We start from the raw sequence: 18,629 nt of genomic DNA on the forward strand, positions 1-18,629 counted from the left end.
CGTATATTTGCACCAGCATTATCTATGAAAGGAAAAATCATTAAATCTACAGGCAGTTGGTACCAGGTTTTGGAATTGGAAACTAATAAAATTTTCGAGGCCAGAATCCGGGGAAAATTCAAATTGATAAAAACCAGGCTTACCAATCCACTTGCTGTAGGAGATTTTGTTGAGTTTCAACTGGAACAGGATGATATCGCATGGATCACAAAAATTGAACCGCGCTCCAATTATCTGATCAGAAAATCAGTAAACCTTTCAAAAGAAGCCCATATTATTGCGTCCAATATTGATTTGGCTTGCTTTATCTTTACCCTGAAACATCCTGAAACATCATTAGGATTTCTGGACAGGTTTCTGGCATGTTGTGAAGCTTATAATATTACTCCACTCATTCTTTTTAATAAGATCGATGTTTTACACGAAGAAGAAATTGAAATTGTAAAGGACATTGAATTCCTATACCAGGAAATTGGATATAATACTTTGGAAATTTCGTCCTATTCAAAATTGAATCTGGATCAGCTTCAGGAGATTCTTAAAGATAAAACCTCTGTATTCTTCGGTCACTCAGGTTGTGGAAAATCTACATTGGTGAATGCTTTACAGCCGGGATTAAACTTAAAAACATCTGAAATTTCAGACACTCACCTGAAAGGAAAGCACACAACAACTTTTGCACAGATGCACTTTTGGTATTTTGGCGGAAACGTTATCGATACTCCCGGCGTTCGTGAATTTGCAATGATTGATATTGAAAAAGAAGAAGTACAGCATTACTTTCCCGAGATTTTCAAGAAGAGAGAAGAGTGCAAGTTTCACAATTGTCTTCACATCAATGAACCGAAATGTGCCGTTATTGATGCTCTCGAGACAGGGGAGATTCAGCATTCCCGCTACGCTACTTATATTAAACTGATGGATGAGGCAGAAGAAGCTTCTCAAAAATAATCAATAAAATCTTTTATTTTAAACGTTACAGACTAATTAGATAAATGACGAACTTCCTCTGGCTGCAGAAATGATTTTGATGTATTCGTTATAAATAAAATATACAGAGACTCTCATTGGATGGTCTCTTTTTTTGTTTTAAAAATTATTTTACTGAAATAAACCCTTGTTAAGATTTCAAAACTTCTTGCTTTTAAAGGATATTATTTACTGCGAATATTTTTTTATTTAAGACCAAAAAATATTCGTTTTTAAATAACTCTACTTTTCAGGTTTACAATTTTGGCAGATAACTCCACTTTTGTCATATTTTTGCCAATTCTGAAATTGTATTTTCAAAAAATGAAATTATTTTGCTAATTGAAATAAAATGTAGAAAATCATTAAATATAATCCGATTTTAGATATAAAATTAAATAATTAATAAAAAAAACTACTATTTTTTGAAAATAAAAAACCCAGCCGAAGCTGGGTAAAAACTAATAACCATGAAAACTCAAATTAAACATGAGAATCGAAAAATAATAAACAATTACTGTGCCAAAGTTTGTGTTACAATTTCTTAATAAAAGTTATTTTTATGTTAAAAAAAAATTAAAATAAAAATAAAAGATATTTTTTGTAATTTTGCGCCATTAAAAAAATATACATTTATGTCTAACATTACATTCACTATGATTAAGCCTGATGCTGTTGCAGACGGACATATCGGTGCTATATTGGGTAAGATTGCTGAAGGAGGTTTTAAAATCAAAGCTTTAAAATTAACTCAGCTTACAGTTGCTGATGCAAAAAAATTCTATGAAGTACACGCTGAAAGACCATTTTATGGAGAATTAGTAGAATTCATGAGCTCTGGTCCTATCGTTGCAGCAGTTTTAGAAAAAGACAATGCAGTTGAAGACTTCAGAACATTAATCGGTGCTACTAACCCTGCAGAAGCTGCAGAAGGTACTATCAGAAAAATGTTTGCAAGAAGCATCGGAGAAAATGCGGTTCATGGTTCAGATTCTGATGAGAATGCATTAATCGAAGCTCAGTTTCATTTTTCAGGAAGAGAGATTTTCTAAGAAAATCATCTTACAAAATAAAAAATCCGGAGATTTCTCCGGATTTTGTTTTGATATGAATGGGTGTTTCATTTATTAAAGGTTGTTTTCAATAGCTCCCACATTTTCTCTGTAGAGTTCCATAGGTTTATTCAGTAAAACAGCAATGACAGTCATTTGTTTATCAAGTTTTTCCTTTGGAACATCAATATAAATAATTCCCGGTCTGTCGCTCCAGTACAGTTTATTGTAGATGGTATGAGGCAGCATAGTGCCTTCACCAACCACTCTTATTCTGGCAATCTCATTTTTTATTCCTTTCAGAGCAATAGGGCCGGTAGGCACTCCTTCCACAAAAAGATAAAGAGTCTGTTTGTCTTTTGACAGAGCGCTCATTCCTGAGTAATGACCAGCAGGAAGTCCTTTTCCTGTCTCAAATAAAGCTTCAGCATGTTTGCTTATCCATTCTGTGGTTTCTGGATTTGTTTTAGGCGTTTTTTTAATTTTCATGTCGAGACCATCATAGGTAAGACCTTTTTGTGTCAGTAAATTTTGATCATAGTTCAGAGCATTGGCGATATCATAGGTTGCTTCCCGGGTATTTTTGTTTTCCAGTATTTCGGAAAGAGGATGATCTTCTTTCTTAAAATCTTTCAGAAATGCAGGAGGTGTGTCAAAAGTAATTTCTGCCACGGTGACATCTTTGTCAAATTTTACATTGGAGAAATTTAGTGTCAGTGTTTTTTCAGCATTATAAGCCATTGTGATAACAGCAGATGGATCTCCCAGGATTTTTGCGGAAATAGGTTTTGTTGTCACTCCATAGATTTTTGTAAAGTTTTTGGCTTCTTCCAGATAAAGGAATAAAGATTTTTTGGAGATTGATAAAGAAGATTTTCCTTTATAATTGTCAAAAGGAATACCTCGGGTGGTTTCATAAATGGCATGCTGATTTTTGGAAGTCCATCGCCCCAGATTTTTAAGAATTTCAATTTGCTCTTCCGGAATGGTTCCGTCCGACCTGGGTCCTATATCAAGCAGAAGATTCCCTCCCATGCTGATCACATCTGCAAGTGTTCTTACAATCATGTTGGGTGTCTTATAATTTTTATCAAAAGGCTGATATCCCCAGGAATCATTCATAGTGTAACAAAGCTCCCAGTATGGATTTTGTGGTGGGACAACAGGAATACCCTGTTCAGGAGTATCGTAATCTCCGTGATTGTTAAGCCTCGAATTAATGATGATATTGGAATTGTATTTCTTGAGTAAATCCAGGGTTTGAGAAGCTTTCCATTCTTCGGAAGTATGTTCCCAGTCTCCATCGAACCAAAGAAGATCCGGAGAATATTGTCTAGAAAGCTCATTAAGCTGATCCTGATAATAGCTTATAAAATTCTGCCAGCGTGCCGGATCACTTTTAAATTCGTAACGTTTTTTTGTCCGGGTATTGATATCATAATACGGATGAGTCCAATCCGGTAACGAGAAATAAAGTCCTGTTTTTAATCCTGATTTTTTCAGAGCTGAAACAAATGGGGTTAAAACATCCTTTTTTGCCAGAGCGTTTTGAGGGATGCTTGTCGCTTTTTCTGCTCTGGAGTTCCACAGTGAAACTCCGTCATGATGTTTTGTTGTAATGACAGCATATTTTGCTCCGGATTCCTTAATAAGATTTACCCATTGTTCGGGTTGGTATTTTGAAGCTGAAAAACCATTCAGCTGTTTCATGTAATTCTCGTGATTAATATAATTATTGAAGAAGGACCATGATTCGGATATTCCATTGACAGAGTAGATTCCCCAATGAATAAAAATACCCAGTTTTGCATTGTTGAACCATTCCATTTTTTTGCTGTTGTCCACTGCCTGAACCTGTGCGTCGATACTGTGTGCAGATAACATCAACCCAAGGAAAACAGCTTTAATCAGACTACTTTTCATATCCAGATTTATTTTAGCATTAAATATAGATAAAGAAATTATTATAGTATAAAATAGTTTCTGATAATTGTTATCAAAACGTTTCTTATTATTGTATTTTTATAAATGGAACGTTTATTGTAAAATTGATTTGAAAAGAAATTATGAAAATTCCAGCAATATTAATGGCAAGTTTATTAGCGGTGAGTGTATCTGCGCAGACTACTAAACCGGAAGGTAAAACAAAAAAGTCCGTTAAAAAAGCAAAGAAAGCCACTTCTACAGATACGGTTGAAAAGAAAAAACCAGGAACACCCAAGCCGGTTGTTAAAAAAGATACACTTGTGCTCCGTGGACATGGCTGCCCGGCTTGCGGAATGGGGTAGAAGATGAAAAAACCAATGTTAGGAGTATCAATGATGGCAGAAGCGGATTTTGTTTCTGCTGTTTTGCCATTGTTGCAGAACAATTCCATCGACGTGATGGAGTGGTCTTTTGACACCCTTTATCATGCCAATGAACCGGATTGGCTTAGGGATCTGTTGAATTTTTACGCTGAAAATAACCGCTTGATAGGACATGGGGTTTACTACTCTTTATTTGATGCCAGGTGGACGGAAAGACAGGAAGAATGGCTGAAAAAACTAAAAGAAGAAGTTAATCTGCGGAAATACAATCATATCACGGAACATTTTGGTTTTATGAATACCGAAAATTTTCATCAGGGAGTACCGTTGCCGGTATCTTTACACCCCAAAACTTTACAAATAGGAAAAGACAGATTATACAGGCTGCAGGAAGCCGTAAATATTCCCGTGGGGATAGAAAATCTGGCATTTTCATTTTCCATTGATGATGTGAAAGAACAAGGTGTTTTTCTTGACAAGCTCACGGAAGATACAAACGGTTTTCTAATTCTTGACCTTCATAATATTTACTGTCAATCCTGTAATTTTGAATTAGAGATGCAGGAGATCATTGATTTGTACCCGCTGGATAAAGTTAAGGAAATTCATCTTTCGGGAGGAAGCTGGCAGGATAGTGTATATGGAAAAAAACAGGTGAGAAGAGATACTCATGATGATGTTATTCCTCGGGATATTCTTTCTGTACTGCCATCTGTACTTACACAATGCGAAAATCTTGAATATATAATCATTGAAAGACTCGGCCACACTTTAAAGACAGACGAAGAAAGAGATCACTTCCTGGATGATTTTAGTAAAGTTAAGACCATTATTGAAACTTCAGAGTTGAATGGGAAAGAAAAAAGTAACTGGAGCAAGATGAAAGTGGAACTTTCGGAGAAACCTTTGGAAGACCCGGTTTTATATGAAGAACAATCAAGGCTTACCCAACTTCTTTATGATAATGCAGATGTTGAAACCATTAAAGACCTGGATTTTTATTATTTTAAAACTGAAAACTGGGACTCTGAAATGATTCTTACTGCCCAGAATATCATTAAAAAATGGAATCCCTATTAATTTCATTCTCTGGCGAAAAAAATCAAATGATATGAAAATGACAATATTGGTATTGATCATTACTGCTGCTGTTCTCACTGCTCTGACAGGATGATTTTCAGTCAGATGCGGGAGAGCTTTGAAAACAAATGGAATTTTCTGAATAATATCAGAACAGTCTTTTCAGTTATTTCTATCATTTTTGTGGTCTGTGCCTGTATCTGGAACAAAGAATTTTGAAAAATATAATGGAATTAAGTGAAAATACTTACTGCTAAATTAAGTGTTTATACGGATGTGTACGTATGGTTTTATTCGGATCTTTGTGTTGTTAGCAAGATAGTTTTAAACATTTTCAAATAAGTTGAAAAAAGATTATAACCAAGACGACTTAAATTTCCAGACAAGAGAAAAGGCAGCCAATGGCTGCCTTTTGTTTATTATTTTGATTCTTTTATATCTTTAAAAGTTCAATTGTTCTTTCCGGACTTTCAGCTGAGAAAACAGCATTTCCTGCAACAAGAACATCAGCTCCGGCTTCAAATAATTTGGAAGCATTGTCAAGATTTACTCCTCCGTCTACCTCGATAAGTGCTGTAGAGTTGTTGCTTAAGATCAGATCTTTGGTTTCTGCTATCTTTTTATAAGTATTCTCAATAAATTTCTGACCTCCAAAACCAGGATTTACACTCATTAATAATACAAGATCAACATCAGCAATAATGTCTTCAAGCATTAATACAGGAGTAGAAGGATTTAAAACAACACCTGCTTTTGCTCCCTTACTCTGAATGTGGTGGATGGTTCTGTGAAGGTGAGTACATGCCTCATAATGTACAGAAACAAGATCAGCACCATGATTGATGAATTCATCAACATACTTTTCAGGTTCTACGATCATCAGGTGAACATCTACAAATTTTTTAGCATGCTGCTGAACGGTTTTCATTACCGGAAACCCAAAAGAAATGTTAGGCACAAATCTTCCGTCCATTACATCAATGTGAAACCAGTCAGCCTGAGAATTGTTCAGCATTTCAATGTCTCTTTGCAGATTCCCAAAGTCTGCCGATAAAAGGGATGGAGCAATAAGCTTCGTTTTCATTTTTACTTTTTATACTTTTACTTAGATTTCTTTCTTTAAAATGGATTAACAACCAAAAAATAATACAGGGAAATACATCCGAATATAATAGCTTCTACGATTGTTAATCTGATATGATTAATTTTAATAACTAATAATCTGTCAATTATAAATAATCCTAAAGGTACAAAACTGACAATTAACAACATCTCAAGGATCATGTTATATGCAGACCCTATTTTGGGAGGATAAAATATTTTATATACAGCTAAAAAGATGATATAGCTAAAAAAGACAGCAGTTAAAACTGATATAAAAGTTGGTTTTCGGATTAGATGATAAAAGATGTTTTTCATTTTTATTAATGATACTTCAGTTTCATTTCCGGCTTGATCTTAAGTACCGTTTCATAGATAAGTTTAATCACATTACCTACATCTTCTTTAGATACCATTTCTACTGTAGTATGCATATAACGCAAAGGTAAGGAAATTAAAGCACTTGGTACTCCGCCGTTAGAATGGGCAAAAGCATCTGTGTCAGTTCCGGTAGCTCGGCTGGCGGCAGCTCTTTGGAAAGGTATTTTCTTGGTCTTCGCAGTATCAGTAATTAACTCTCTGATGGTATGATGAACACTTGGTGCAAAAAATACGACCGGTCCGGCACCACATTTCTGATCTCCTTCTTTTTTCTTTTCAATCATCGGAGTGGTAGTATCATGGGTAACGTCAGTTACGATAGCAATATTCGGTTTGATGGTGTCAGCAATCATATCCGCGCCGTATAAACCTACTTCTTCCTGCACAGAGTTTGTAATATAAAGTCCGAATGGGATAGATTTCTTATTTTCCTTTAAAAGTCTGGCAACTTCAGCAATCATGAAACCACCGATTCTGTTGTCCAGAGCTCTGCAGACAAAATATCTGTCATTCATTTCAAAGAATTCATCCGGGTAAGTGATCATACATCCTACAAAGATTCCCATTTCTTCTACTTCCTTTTTAGAAGTAGCGCCACAGTCTATAAAGATATTTTCGATTTTTGGAGTAGGTTCATTTTGATTGGTCCTTGTGTGAATAGCCGGCCATCCGAATACTCCTTTTACAATTCCGTTTTCACCGTGAATATGAACAACTTTTGAAGGAGCAATCGTCTGGTCAGAACCTCCGTTTCTGATCACGTAGATCAATCCGTCATCCGTAATATAATTGACGTACCATGAGATTTCATCAGCATGTGCTTCAATTACTACTTTAAATTCAGCTTCAGGATTGATGATCCCATAGCAGGTTCCATAATGATCTACTTCTACTTTGTCTACATAAGGTCTGATGTAGTCCATCCAGACTTCCTGTCCTTTATGTTCGTAACCGGTTGGTGATGAAGTGTTTAAATATTTCTCTAAAAATTTCAAAGATTTCTTTTCAAATTTCATAAAAAGGAATGATTTTTGCGTTTAATTTTCGTTGTTATAAGTGTAAAAATAATGAATTTTAGTAAGACTATCTGCCTTTTTATTCTCTTTTTTGGAGTCAATGTTTTTGGCCAGAAGGATGGTATTGTCGCAAAACCGCTTAATCAGTACCCGCCTGAATCCCTGAAAGTGGATGAGTTTGGTAATAAATATTATTATGACGAACAGCAGAAGATTAAGGTGTATGAAATCAATGGTGAGCCTGTAGTCGTTTTAGATGAGTTGGTTTTAGTAAATAAACCACGATTTAATAACCAGCTGGATAAGAATTACTATTACTTCCTGAATAAAAAGCTGTACAGAGTTTATCCTTTGTTTGTTACTGCACTCCAGCAGTACAGAGATATCCAGAAAGATATGAATGACATGGACAGTAAAGCCAAAAGAAAATTTGTAAGAGAAAGACAGAATATGCTTGCTGACCAATATGAAAAACAATTAAGAGATCTTACGACTACCGAAGGGCAGGTTTTTGCAAAGCTGATGAATAGGGCAACCGGTAAAAATGTATTTGAAATTATCAAGGAATTAAGAGGTGGATGGAGTGCTTTCTGGTGGAATGTAAAAGGAAAAATGGCTGATATTGATCTGAAAGAACGCTATAATCCTCACACTAACAGAAGTGATGAATTTATAGAATCATTACTGCAATCCAACTGGAACTCAGGTTATCTGCAGCCTTATTCAGGAGCCAATGATTTTAAAGTAAAGAAATAATATAAATTCCTGTAAGAACACTTACAGGAATTTTTCTTTTAGTTTATCGAATACAATCTTATCTATTGGAAGAGGGAAGGGATTGTCTGGTCTGTCTATATCAATCCATTCTGTTTTTTCGATGCAGGGATCCAAAATAATGAAATCTTCCTCGTTAACAATATCTACTACATAATATATGGTAAGAAGCTGCTCATTCTCTCTGAAACGGGATACAAGAAAGTTTTCCTGAGTATAAAGATGTTCCAGAACATTGATCTTCACGTTAAGTTCTTCATCAAACTCACGATGCAGGCATTCCAGTACGCCTTCACCGAATTCTAATCCACCCCCCGGAAATTTCATTAAAGGTTCGCCGGCATATTCCTCAAATAAAGTCAGAACTTGTTTATCTTTTACTGCACACGCATACACTCTAATGTTGATCTTATCTATCATATATATAATGTATAATATTTGTATAGCTAATGTAAGAAATTTTGTTGAGAAAAAGCTGTAAGTGCGAAGCCGGAAGTTTTAACACTATTCATTCTTAATAATGTTGAAGTACCATATCTTATATATATTGTTATTTTTAAATAAAAAATCAAATTAATTAAGCAGCGGGCTGTAAACACCCAACATCCAACTTCCATCTTCCATCTTCCATCCTATAATTTGATAGCATTAATCATCTCTCTCTTTCCAGGAGGTCCTTGCTTTTTCTCAACCTGGAAATTCAGTTCCTGAAGGATTCTTCTCACACTGCCTTTAGAAGAGTAGGTAGTTAATAATCCGTTAATGGCCATTTTGTCAGAAACCATTTCAAATAATGGCTTTTCCCAAAGATCTGGCTGTACTCTGGCTCCAAAACAGTCAAAGTAAACAAGGTTTATTTTTGGCAGATCAATGTCTTTCAGATCGAAAAAATCACATTCTATCTTTTTTAAATTGAATCCACTAATGATTTCTACTGACTTTTCCCAATCTGCCAGATGAATTTTCTGATAAATATTTTTAAACTCTGGGTTATCGAAAAGTTCAAAGTAAGCCAAATCCTTAACTTCGGATTCATTTATGGGGTATTTTTCCAGCGAAAAATAATTGATGACATGATTTTTGTCAGTTTTTAAATATTCATTAATTGTTACCAAAACATTCAAACCTGTTCCAAAACCGAGTTCTAAAATATTAATTTCGCAATCATTTAATAAATTAAGTCCATTTTTGATAAACACGTGTTCGGCTTCCTGCAGGGCTCCGTGATGAGAATGATAGTTCTCATTTAAATCATTGATAAACAATGTTTTGCTACCGTCGTTAGTGGTCTTTATTTCTCTTTTCAAGCTATTTTTTTGTCAAATTTACTCTAAAATTTTTATATTTAGAAAATTATGTTAAATTTGTAGAACATCGTAAAAATTTTAAAAAATGATAATTCAAAAAACTGAAAACTCCAGAATTTCTACATTTGACCCTAACAATTTTTCATTTGGTGGTACTTTCATTGATCATATGATCATTTGTGAGTATGAAAACGGAAAATGGGGTGATGTAAAATTAGTTCCTTACGGTCCGATTCCATTTACACCTGCCATGATGGGAGTAAATTATGGACAAGCTTGTTTTGAAGGTATGAAAGCCTATAAAGACAAAGACGGGCAGGTTTTCCTTTTCAGGCCTGAAAAGAATTTTGAACGTATCAACAAGTCAGCGAAGCGTCTTGCTATGCCGGAAGTGACTGAAGAAATGTTTTTAGACGGATTGAAAGCTTTGGTAGATATTGACAGAGAGTGGATTCCACAGGGGGAAGGAATGTCACTTTATATCAGACCTTTGATTTTTGCCACTGAGGAAGCTTTGAAAGCAAGAGTATCTAATAAATATATGTTTGCCATTGTTGCAACACCTGCAAAGAGCTATTATTCTGAGCCGGTATCTGTGAAAATTTCTGATCACTATTCAAGAGCGGCAAACGGAGGTGTAGGTTCTGCAAAAGCTGCAGGTAACTATGCGGCTTCTTTCTATCCAACACAGTTGGCGATTGAAGAAGGGTATGAGCAAATCATCTGGACTGATGATGCTACTCACGAATATTTCGAAGAGAGTGGTACAATGAATGTGTTTGTAAGAATTAACGATACAATTTATACCCCTCCGACATCTGAGAAAATCCTTGACGGAGTAACAAGAGACAGCTTCATTCAGTTAGCTAAGAAAAGAGGTATCGAAGTAAAAGTAGAACCAATTCCTGTGAAAACAGTAATTGAAGCTTTAAAGAAAGGTGAGCTTAAAGAAGTATGGGGAGTAGGTACAGCAGTAGTAACCACTCAGTTCCAGGCATTAGGATATCAGGGAGAAAAACTTGAACTTCCAAGATTATCTGATGATGAAAGCTATGCGGCTCTTCTTAAGAAAGATTTGGTAGACTTGCAGACCAACTTGTCTGAAGATCCGTTCGGATGGAGAGTGATGGTAGATCACGTATTGGAAACAGTGTAATACTATTGATATAACGATATGAAAGCCGGGTTTTCCCGGCTTTTTCGTATTGAAGTATTCACATAAAATTTACAAAGCGTTTTAGCGGAGATCAATACATTACAACATTTACATATTTGTGTGTCAAGTTTTGTAATTGATTCGCGAAATGTGTATTTTCGCAAAAGTTTATGAAAAAAATAATCTTCATATCAGCCATAAGCCTGTTGAGCTGCAACAGAAATGCACAGACGGCCCATCCTCCTGTAGGTGGTGTTTTGAGCCAGAAAGATCTGGATGTTTCTAAGAACAGGATGAAAAATCTTAACATTATAGAACGTGGGCAGATTCAGGATTGGATCAGCGGCCAGTCTGTAAAGTATTATCAAACACAGCTTAATTATTGGGTAACAGTAGAAGGTTATGATGAAAGGGAAAGAAGGAAAGATGAAACTACAATTTCCTATTCTTATGATCTGTATGATTTTGATCAGACTAAAATCTATGATCAGCCTTTTGAAAGAAGAGATGCCAGATTCGGGCACTTTGATGAACTGAGAGCAGTGGAGAACGCTTTGCGTTTTATACATGATGGAGAGGAAGTAACACTTTTGGTGCCGTCTTCTTTGGCCTACGGAACTTACGGAGACGAAAAGAAAATAGACAACGATATTCCATTAATCATAAAATTAAAAGCTTTATAAAAATATGAAATTGTTTAACAAGAATATAATTCTGGCAGCGGCAAGTATTTCGCTGATGAGTTGTACCCCAATTTATAAAAAAATGAACGTAGACAAAGAAACTTACGAAGGTCTTAATGACGGACTTTATGCCAATCTTCAAACTACAAAAGGTAACTTAATTGTAAAGTTTGAGGACAAGAAAGCACCAGTAACTGTAGCCAACTTTATCGGTCTTGCAGAAGGGAAAATCGACAACAAAGCCAAGGCTAAAGGAGTTCCTTACTATGACGGAACTATTTTCCACAGAGTAATCAAAGATTTTATGATCCAGGGAGGTGATCCTCAGGGAACTGGAATGGGAGATCCCGGGTATAAATTCGAGGATGAAAAAAACGATCTTAAGCATACAGGAAAAGGTATTCTTTCTATGGCGAACTCTGGACCCAATACCAACGGTTCTCAATTCTTCATTACTGAAGTGGCTACACCTTGGTTAGACGGAAGACACACGATCTTCGGAAAAGTGGTAAAAGGAAATGATGTGATTGATGCGATTGCCAACGTTGAGAAAGGAGCTCAGGATAAACCTAAAACTGATATCGTTTTAGAAAAAGTTTCTGTTTTCAGCAAAGGTGACGAGTACAAGCACTACGATGCGGCTAAAACTTTCAATGAAGGAAAAGCTAAAATTGCAGAAAACAATAAAGCTTTTATCGCTAAAGAAGAAGCTGAAAAGAAGAAAAGAGAAGAAGAATTCAAAGCTAACCAGGAGAAATTGGTGGAAAACCTAAAAGCTGGTATGCAAAAAACTGAATCAGGTCTTTACTATAAAATTACAAAAACAGCTGACGGAAAAGCTCCTAAAGCGGGTGATAACGTATCTGTACATTATGCAGGTAAATTGGTAGACGGAACTGAATTCGATTCTTCATTCAAGAGAAACGAGCCAATCGAAATTCCAATCGGAATGGGAAGAGTAATCAAAGGATGGGATGAAGGTATCCTTTTATTGAAAGAAGGTGAAACTGCTACATTATTGATCCCGCCTGCAATGGCTTACGGCGAAAGAGGAGCAGGAGGAGTGATCCCGCCAAACTCCTGGTTAGTTTTCGATGTTGAGCTTGTAAAAGTGAAATAATTGAATCTTCAGCATAGTATTAAAAGCCGTCCGAAAGGATGGCTTTTTTTATTGGACTTAAATACATTCTGTAACGATTGGCGTACAGATTACGACCCATTGACTATCTGGAAAGGCTAATTGTTTTTCTGATACAAATTAATCTTAAAACTCGTAACAATCAAAAAAATGAAAACCAAATCGCTTCTGTTTCTGTTCGTTCTGCTGTCGTCTATGACTTTTTCGCAGACTAAGGCAAATCCTGATGACGCTGCGATAAAAAAGTCGCTTACCTATTTTATAAACGGTATTCAATCTAAACAGATAGATCAGGCAGTAAGCTGTATATATCCAAAGTACTTCACTATAGTTTCAAAAGAACAAATGACGCAGATTTTGAATATGACCTATAACAATCCATTCATGAAAATTGAAGTACAGGATCTGAAGTTTGGAAATATTGAAAAACCTGAACTCATTACCGGTGAATATTTTTCTATTACCCATTATTTTTTGAAACTGAAATGTAATGTAAGTTCATTAAACGATGAAATAAAAAAGAAAATGAACAGTGCTTTAAAAGCTAAATATGGTGCAAATAATGTTAAATATCTGGCCAATGAAGGTTCGTATCTCATCAATGCTAATATGAAGGCCTGTGCAGTTTCAAAAGATAAAAAAGCATGGAAATTTGTGATTCTTGAAAAGCAATATAAGAAAGAACTTTTGAACGTTTTACCGAAGAAAATTCTGGATAAATTCTAAAGGGGTTAAGCATTAGCTTTATAGTTGAGATTATATGGCTTGAAAAAGCAGTTTTTTTGTTTTGTAAATACCGTAGAAATACGGATTTCGGCAAGGCTTTATTACTTCTATCTTTATCATGCAATTAAAAGAACAAAATACAAGAATATGTTTGACCTGAACTATACTCAAATAAAGAACGAAATAGAATCTGAAGTGTGTAAAGAACACGGTATGCATCCTGAATTTGCAAAAACAGACGAAGCCTTTGGAATAAAAGCCCTCTGCTAAACTTTCAGAGAAGAGCCTGTTGAAAAAGGTTGAAGAAGAAATCAGAAATCAGGAAAATCCTTGAAGAAATAAGAAAGGATCTGTTTAAAGAATAAGTTTTTACGATGTTAAGATAACTTTGTTATCGGAAGCTGCTCCGGAAGGAGTAGCTTTTTTTGTTAGGAATTACTGGATTCTTATTTATAATACTAAATGAGGTAAGACTGTAAACAAAAACCGCCCCCAAAAAAGGACGGTTTTCTCAGTAAAATAAATTGAAAAGTTATATGTTCTGCTATCTTTTCTTCATACGCGTTCCCGCTAAAGAACTGATGAATACAAGGCCAAACCCGATATAAGCGGCAAATGCCGTCAGGTATATAATTAAGCTGTTAAAGCTTGGTTTTAAGGCGTATACCAACACTGAAAATGCAGCAAAACTCAACACCAGCATTAGGCTCCATATATGCAATTTTGCAGCATCTTCATTTCTCTTAAAAATCATTTCAAAAAAGTCTCTCATCATTACTAACATTTTAAGGGTTATACATTAATTTATAGTATAAAGGCACACTCATCACGGTAAAAAGAATAAATTCCTTTACTGGGCTAAGGTTCACGATGACTTTGCCATTTATTTATATCATAACACCGGGCACAAAGTCCGGGATATTTTTGTTTTTTCGAATCAATAAAGATTCTTGGTTATTGTGATACCAGTTAGATACGGGGTGCAAAACTGCTGTGAAAAACTAACGGGGGTTAGCTAATCACGGACCCGTATCTTTTACGGCATCGTAGAAAAAAAAGGATCATATACTAGATATGAATTTGAATCGGTGGAAAAACTGAAAATCCACAGAAAACCTTTTTTTTCATCCTTAGTGTTTTTTTTAAATTTTTTTCACAAAATCAGATGCCAATATCATGCCAAAGTTCTGTTTTTGCGATTAACACTTTGTTTCACGGGATTGATGAGGTCAGTATTGAAGCATGTTTTCATCTATTATTTCCTTAAACAAAGAAAAATTTTCTATTTTTAAACTTGAATGATCTGAAGTGAAGAAAATATTACGGTGAGATTATATTTTTATGTAACTTAAAATATTTGTAGAATAATGAAAAAATGAATGAGGAAGATTTAAAAGATCATTTAATAGGTAATTACTGATTGTGAAATAATATCACGCAGATTTTAGAGTAGTTTTTTATTTGAAAGATCACAGCTTTTTAAACAAGTTGGTTCTATGTTTTGGTTAAAGCAGGTGGTAGATTTCTATAAAGATCAACAGGCTTCCTTCGTGTAAGCTGAGGATTATAGTCAGTTCCTATTGAATTTGTGTTATTCGTGAAATCATTGGTGTAATTTGTGTTTAATTTTAATAACCACAAATACCACCAATATTTTTCCACAAATTTCACTAATGGAATAATGTGAAATTCATTGATTAAAAAATAAATTCCGTTCCTATTGAATTAAAGAGTGATATAATATTATAATAAGAAAACCGCCTTTACAGACGGTTTCATATTTTACCAGTTTTTATCAATCATATAAATAATCTGGGTCAAAGCAGTGGCTCCCAGTAAAAGTTCTCTTCGGTTCACCTTTTCGAAAGTATCTTCTTCCGTGTGATGAATATCGAAATATCGCTGCGAATCCGGCATTAGCTCGGCTGCCGGAATTCCCATATCGTGAAGCGGATAAAGATCTGTTCCTGAAAATCGCTCTTCAAAATTGTAAACTCCGTAGGGAAGGAATAAATTCGACCAGCTTTTGATCTGATTTCTTTTCGCATCATCCATATCCAGGGCAATTCCTCTCGGTGCAAAACCTCCGGCATCTGTTTCTATCGCAAAGAGATGTTTTTCGTTTTTCTCTTTTACTGTTTTTCCATATTGAATACCGCCTTTTACTCCGTTTTCTTCATTGGCGAAACAGACCACTCTGATGGTATGGTTATTCTGAATGCCTAACTTTTTAAAGGTTCTCAAAACTTCAATGCTTTGTACAATTCCGGCTCCGTCATCATGAGCACCTTCACCAACATCCCAGGAATCAAGGTGGCCACCAACAACAATCACACTCTGATCCTTTTTACCCGTAATTTCCCCAATCACAGAATGGGATAGTTTTTCTCCTTTCATTCCACAGTTGGAGTTAAGTTTTGCCGTAACTTTCTGGCTTTTCAGTAAGGTCTCCAGTTCATCTGCGGTCGTACTTCCGATGGCTATCGCAGGTATTTTGGAAACTTTCTCTTCATAGCGCATTGCTCCGGTGTGAGGCACGTCATCAAAAGCAGAAGACAAAGATCTTACGATGGCAAATTTTCCTCCTTTTTTAGCGGTTAACGAAGCTGCTGTTGTTCTGTATTTTGAAGCATCACCATAGGCTTTGAAAGTCTCTACAAATGACTGGCTGAAAGGGTAGTTGAAGAATACTATTTTATCTTTCACTTTTTCAGCAGGAAGTTTGTCATATTCTTCCATAGATTTCACCATGATGATTTCTCCGGAAACATCTTTTCCGCCGGTTCCTTCAGAATTCCCAAGGGAAAGCATTTTAAGGCTTTTCCATTTTCCACTGGAGGTTTGAATGTTCAGAGATTCTTTTCCTCTTTCCCATACCGGAATCATGACTTCCTGAAGCCATACTTTATCAGCTCCGGCATCACGAAGTTTCTGTTCTGCCCATTTAACAGATTTTTCATAGGCCTCGGATCCGCTTAAGCGGTGGCCTATATTTTTTGTAAGCTCTTTCAGCTCTGTATATCCTTTTCCGTTGTTCAGAATTTCTGTAGAAATTTTTCTGAACTGGACAGAATCTTCTTTAGACTGGCCAAAAGCAACCATTCCAAAAAGCAATAATGAAGTTCCTAGTATCTTTTTCATTGTTTACCAATTTTTATCAATCATATAAATAAGTTGTGTCATCACCGCAGAAACTAATAGTAATTCTCTTCGGTTCACTTTTTCAAAAGTATCCTGTTCGGTATGGTGGCTGTTAAAATAGCGATCTTTTGATCTGGTTTAATTGAGGTTCATTCATTTTCGTATACATTCCACGTGGAGAAAAACCTCCGGCATCAGATTCAGGGCGAAAATATGTTTCTCTTTCAGCTCATGGTAACCTTTTCCGTTGTTCAGGATTTCTGTTGAGATTTTTCTGAACTGGATATAATCTTCTTTAGTCTGGTCAAAAACAGCCATTCCGAAAAATAATAATGCCGTTCCTGCTATCTTTTTCATTGTTACCAGTTTTTATCAACCATAAAAATCATCTGTGTGATGGCGACTGCTCCAAGAAGAAGCTCCCTTTTATTTACTTTGTCAAAAGTATCCTGTTCGGAGTGGTGATAATCAAAATACCTCTGTGTGTCCACGACAATTTCTGCTAAAGGAATATCCAGTTTTTTTAAAGGTGAAATATCCTGAATGGCTTCTGTCTGGTCGAAATCATAAACCCCATAAGGAAGAAAATATTCTTTCCAGGGATACACCAGTCTTCTTCTCTGAGGTGGCATGTCCAAAGAGAAACCTCGTGGAGAATATCCTCCCGCATCAGTCCCTAAGGCAAATACATGTTTTTCGTCTTTCTTTTTTACATAAGCAGCATACATCTCACGGCCTTGTCCTCCGTTTTCACTGTTGGCGTACAGAACGACACGGATAGTGTGGTTGTTTTCATATCCAAGCGCTTTCAGTGTCCTTAATACTTCGATGCACTGCACAACTCCTGTTCCGTCATCCACTGCACCTTCGCCAACGTCCCAAGAATCAAGCTGAGCACCTAAAACAATTACTTTAGAATCTTTTTTACCTCCAATTTCAGCAATGATATTGGGGTTTGTAGTATCACCTTTTGATTCGGCGGTCATGTTGATTTTAGCCGTAACTTTTTGCTTCTTTAATGTCTTCTCCAACTCATCTGCAGATCTTACACCAATTGATAAAGCCGGAATTTTAACTTTATCATCAGGTTCGTAGTAAATCATCTTGGCATGAGGAGTATCATCATTGGCTGTTGTCAGTGATCTTATGATTAATGCTTTTGCACCTGTTTTAGCAATTACTGAAGCGGAAATTAGTTTTGATTTTGCGGCCTGTAAATAGGAATCACTTGTATTAATAATTTTCGGATCCATAGGAACATTCACAAAAACTATTTTATCTTTTAACTGGCCTATTGACATGGCATTCAGCTCTGATGTGGAATTGATTAAAACGATTTCGCCCACAAGATCTTTTCCGCCTGTTCCTTCAGAATTTCCGAAAGAAAGCATTCTGATGCTTTTCCAATCTCCATTTCCGGATTTGATTTGTAAAGATTCTTTTCCTCTGATCCAGACTGGTGCTTTGGCTTCCTGTCTCCAGATCATATTAATCCCGATTTCTTTGAACTTTTTTTCTGCCCATTCTACGGCTTTTGCATATCCGGGAGTTGCACTGAAACGTGGGCCTATGCCTTTGGTAAGTTCCCCGAGATTATCATAAGCAGTGCCGTTGGTCATAATTTCATCTGAAATTTTTCGGAATTCATCATGATAGTTAAATCTGGCAATAGTCCCTTTTTTTGCCGGGTTTTTTTGTGGTTTTTTTTGAGAAAATAAAAATCCACTCAAAAAGAGTGGAAGTATAATGAATATTTTTTTCATTTATTATTTACTTATCTTTTCCGTTGATAAAAG

General features: G+C 35.7%; 19 protein-coding genes. 10 read left to right on the plus strand and 9 right to left on the minus strand.

Annotated elements, in window-relative coordinates; genetic code table 11:
* Window positions 1-24 precede the first annotated feature (24 nt).
* Window positions 25-951 carry a ribosome small subunit-dependent GTPase A gene (rsgA, locus tag BW946_RS01380; protein ID WP_076594456.1) on the plus strand — a complete coding sequence of 309 codons (927 nt, stop codon included), beginning with the start codon at window positions 25-27 and terminating at the stop codon, window positions 949-951.
* A gap of 653 nt (window positions 952-1,604) precedes the next feature.
* Window positions 1,605-2,021 (plus strand): nucleoside-diphosphate kinase, encoded by a 417-nt coding sequence (locus BW946_RS01385; RefSeq protein ID WP_034687444.1) that lies wholly within the window; start codon window positions 1,605-1,607, stop codon window positions 2,019-2,021.
* A 75-nt stretch (window positions 2,022-2,096) separates the two neighbouring features.
* Here the strand turns inward: BW946_RS01385 and BW946_RS01390 are convergent, their stop codons facing one another.
* Entirely contained in the window at window positions 2,097-3,944 is a 1,848-nt protein-coding gene (locus tag BW946_RS01390) for an alpha-L-fucosidase (RefSeq protein WP_076594457.1), read from the minus strand.
* A gap of 143 nt (window positions 3,945-4,087) precedes the next feature.
* Here BW946_RS01390 and BW946_RS01395 point away from each other — a divergent pair, with 143 nt between their 5' ends.
* Together BW946_RS01395 and BW946_RS01400 are read left to right on the plus strand one after the other, a co-directional pair.
* Window positions 4,088-4,309 carry an MNIO class RiPP chryseobasin precursor ChrA gene (locus tag BW946_RS01395; RefSeq protein WP_076594458.1) on the plus strand — a complete coding sequence of 74 codons (222 nt, stop codon included), beginning with the start codon at window positions 4,088-4,090 and terminating at the stop codon, window positions 4,307-4,309.
* A 15-nt stretch (window positions 4,310-4,324) separates the two neighbouring features.
* Complete coding sequence (locus tag BW946_RS01400) at window positions 4,325-5,410, plus strand: MNIO family chryseobactin maturase (protein WP_170872041.1); 1,086 nt, start codon at window positions 4,325-4,327, stop codon at window positions 5,408-5,410.
* A 433-nt stretch (window positions 5,411-5,843) separates the two neighbouring features.
* Here the strand turns inward: BW946_RS01400 and rpe are convergent, their stop codons facing one another.
* Together rpe and BW946_RS01410 are read right to left on the minus strand one after the other, a co-directional pair.
* A complete protein-coding gene (gene rpe / locus BW946_RS01405; RefSeq protein ID WP_034698534.1) occupies window positions 5,844-6,494 on the minus strand; it encodes a ribulose-phosphate 3-epimerase in 651 nt (216 codons plus the stop codon).
* A gap of 340 nt (window positions 6,495-6,834) precedes the next feature.
* Window positions 6,835-7,908, minus strand: a complete 1,074-nt coding sequence (locus tag BW946_RS01410) for a chryseobasin maturation metalloprotease ChrP (protein WP_076594460.1) — start codon at window positions 7,906-7,908, stop codon at window positions 6,835-6,837.
* Between the two features lie 51 nt (window positions 7,909-7,959).
* On the opposite strand from BW946_RS01410, the gene BW946_RS01415 reads away from it, so the two are divergent.
* The gene (locus BW946_RS01415) at window positions 7,960-8,664 is read left to right on the plus strand and encodes a DUF4294 domain-containing protein (RefSeq protein WP_076594461.1); all 705 of its coding nucleotides are present in this window, start codon (window positions 7,960-7,962) and stop codon (window positions 8,662-8,664) included.
* 21 nt (window positions 8,665-8,685) lie between these two features.
* On the opposite strand, the gene BW946_RS01420 is transcribed toward BW946_RS01415, so the two are convergent.
* Both BW946_RS01420 and mnmD read right to left on the minus strand, forming a co-directional pair.
* The gene (locus BW946_RS01420; RefSeq protein ID WP_076594462.1) at window positions 8,686-9,102 is read right to left on the minus strand and encodes an NUDIX domain-containing protein; all 417 of its coding nucleotides are present in this window, start codon (window positions 9,100-9,102) and stop codon (window positions 8,686-8,688) included.
* Window positions 9,103-9,314: 212 nt separating this feature from the next.
* Window positions 9,315-9,989, minus strand: a complete 675-nt coding sequence (mnmD, locus tag BW946_RS01425; protein WP_076594463.1) for a tRNA (5-methylaminomethyl-2-thiouridine)(34)-methyltransferase MnmC2 — start codon at window positions 9,987-9,989, stop codon at window positions 9,315-9,317.
* 85 nt (window positions 9,990-10,074) lie between these two features.
* On the opposite strand from mnmD, the gene BW946_RS01430 reads away from it, so the two are divergent.
* The 5 genes from BW946_RS01430 (at window position 10,075) to BW946_RS21760 (ending at window position 13,962) form a co-directional block, all read left to right on the plus strand.
* Entirely contained in the window at window positions 10,075-11,145 is a 1,071-nt protein-coding gene (locus BW946_RS01430) for a branched-chain amino acid aminotransferase (protein WP_076594464.1), read from the plus strand.
* A gap of 170 nt (window positions 11,146-11,315) precedes the next feature.
* Window positions 11,316-11,828 carry an FKBP-type peptidyl-prolyl cis-trans isomerase gene (locus BW946_RS01435; RefSeq protein WP_076594465.1) on the plus strand — a complete coding sequence of 171 codons (513 nt, stop codon included), beginning with the start codon at window positions 11,316-11,318 and terminating at the stop codon, window positions 11,826-11,828.
* 82 nt (window positions 11,829-11,910) lie between these two features.
* Window positions 11,911-12,948 carry a peptidylprolyl isomerase gene (locus BW946_RS01440; protein WP_228402413.1) on the plus strand — a complete coding sequence of 346 codons (1,038 nt, stop codon included), beginning with the start codon at window positions 11,911-11,913 and terminating at the stop codon, window positions 12,946-12,948.
* Window positions 12,949-13,116: 168 nt separating this feature from the next.
* Window positions 13,117-13,692 (plus strand): hypothetical protein, encoded by a 576-nt coding sequence (locus BW946_RS01445; RefSeq protein ID WP_076594466.1) that lies wholly within the window; start codon window positions 13,117-13,119, stop codon window positions 13,690-13,692.
* A gap of 147 nt (window positions 13,693-13,839) precedes the next feature.
* Window positions 13,840-13,962: a hypothetical protein gene (locus BW946_RS21760; protein WP_262484556.1), complete on the plus strand. Its 123-nt coding sequence runs from the start codon at window positions 13,840-13,842 to the stop codon at window positions 13,960-13,962.
* A gap of 274 nt (window positions 13,963-14,236) precedes the next feature.
* On the opposite strand, the gene BW946_RS01455 is transcribed toward BW946_RS21760, so the two are convergent.
* From BW946_RS01455 to BW946_RS01470, 4 genes are all read right to left on the minus strand, one after another.
* Window positions 14,237-14,467 (minus strand): hypothetical protein, encoded by a 231-nt coding sequence (locus BW946_RS01455; RefSeq protein ID WP_136521593.1) that lies wholly within the window; start codon window positions 14,465-14,467, stop codon window positions 14,237-14,239.
* 1,007 nt (window positions 14,468-15,474) lie between these two features.
* On the minus strand, window positions 15,475-16,833 hold the full coding sequence (locus tag BW946_RS01460; protein ID WP_083688761.1) for a M20/M25/M40 family metallo-hydrolase: 1,359 nt from the start codon (window positions 16,831-16,833) through the stop codon (window positions 15,475-15,477).
* Window positions 16,834-16,986: 153 nt separating this feature from the next.
* Window positions 16,987-17,190 (minus strand): hypothetical protein, encoded by a 204-nt coding sequence (locus BW946_RS21580; protein ID WP_076594469.1) that lies wholly within the window; start codon window positions 17,188-17,190, stop codon window positions 16,987-16,989.
* A gap of 2 nt (window positions 17,191-17,192) precedes the next feature.
* Window positions 17,193-18,596, minus strand: a complete 1,404-nt coding sequence (locus BW946_RS01470) for a M28 family peptidase (protein WP_083688762.1) — start codon at window positions 18,594-18,596, stop codon at window positions 17,193-17,195.
* Window positions 18,597-18,629: the final 33 nt, after the last annotated feature.

It is taken from the genome of Chryseobacterium sp. RU33C, assembly GCF_900156015.1.
Lineage (GTDB): Bacteria > Bacteroidota > Bacteroidia > Flavobacteriales > Weeksellaceae > Chryseobacterium > Chryseobacterium candidae.

Bases quoted from the DNA above. Each gene is read 5' to 3' on its own strand.
- rsgA (WP_076594456.1), top strand. From the start codon at position 25: ATGAAAGGAAAAATCATTAAATCTACAGGCAGTTGGTACCAGGTTTTG.
- BW946_RS01385 (WP_034687444.1), top strand. From the start codon at position 1,605: ATGTCTAACATTACATTCACTATGATTAAGCCTGATGCTGTTGCAGAC.
- BW946_RS01390 (WP_076594457.1), bottom strand. From the start codon at position 3,944: ATGAAAAGTAGTCTGATTAAAGCTGTTTTCCTTGGGTTGATGTTATCT.
- BW946_RS01395 (WP_076594458.1), top strand. From the start codon at position 4,088: ATGAAAATTCCAGCAATATTAATGGCAAGTTTATTAGCGGTGAGTGTA.
- BW946_RS01400 (WP_170872041.1), top strand. From the start codon at position 4,325: ATGTTAGGAGTATCAATGATGGCAGAAGCGGATTTTGTTTCTGCTGTT.
- rpe (WP_034698534.1), bottom strand. From the start codon at position 6,494: ATGAAAACGAAGCTTATTGCTCCATCCCTTTTATCGGCAGACTTTGGG.
- BW946_RS01410 (WP_076594460.1), bottom strand. From the start codon at position 7,908: ATGAAATTTGAAAAGAAATCTTTGAAATTTTTAGAGAAATATTTAAAC.
- BW946_RS01415 (WP_076594461.1), top strand. From the start codon at position 7,960: ATGAATTTTAGTAAGACTATCTGCCTTTTTATTCTCTTTTTTGGAGTC.
- BW946_RS01420 (WP_076594462.1), bottom strand. From the start codon at position 9,102: ATGATAGATAAGATCAACATTAGAGTGTATGCGTGTGCAGTAAAAGAT.
- BW946_RS01430 (WP_076594464.1), top strand. From the start codon at position 10,075: ATGATAATTCAAAAAACTGAAAACTCCAGAATTTCTACATTTGACCCT.
- BW946_RS01435 (WP_076594465.1), top strand. From the start codon at position 11,316: ATGAAAAAAATAATCTTCATATCAGCCATAAGCCTGTTGAGCTGCAAC.
- BW946_RS01440 (WP_228402413.1), top strand. From the start codon at position 11,911: ATGAACGTAGACAAAGAAACTTACGAAGGTCTTAATGACGGACTTTAT.
- BW946_RS01445 (WP_076594466.1), top strand. From the start codon at position 13,117: ATGAAAACCAAATCGCTTCTGTTTCTGTTCGTTCTGCTGTCGTCTATG.
- BW946_RS21760 (WP_262484556.1), top strand. From the start codon at position 13,840: ATGTTTGACCTGAACTATACTCAAATAAAGAACGAAATAGAATCTGAA.
- BW946_RS01455 (WP_136521593.1), bottom strand. From the start codon at position 14,467: ATGATGAGAGACTTTTTTGAAATGATTTTTAAGAGAAATGAAGATGCT.
- BW946_RS01460 (WP_083688761.1), bottom strand. From the start codon at position 16,833: ATGAAAAAGATACTAGGAACTTCATTATTGCTTTTTGGAATGGTTGCT.
- BW946_RS21580 (WP_076594469.1), bottom strand. From the start codon at position 17,190: ATGAAAAAGATAGCAGGAACGGCATTATTATTTTTCGGAATGGCTGTT.
- BW946_RS01470 (WP_083688762.1), bottom strand. From the start codon at position 18,596: ATGAAAAAAATATTCATTATACTTCCACTCTTTTTGAGTGGATTTTTA.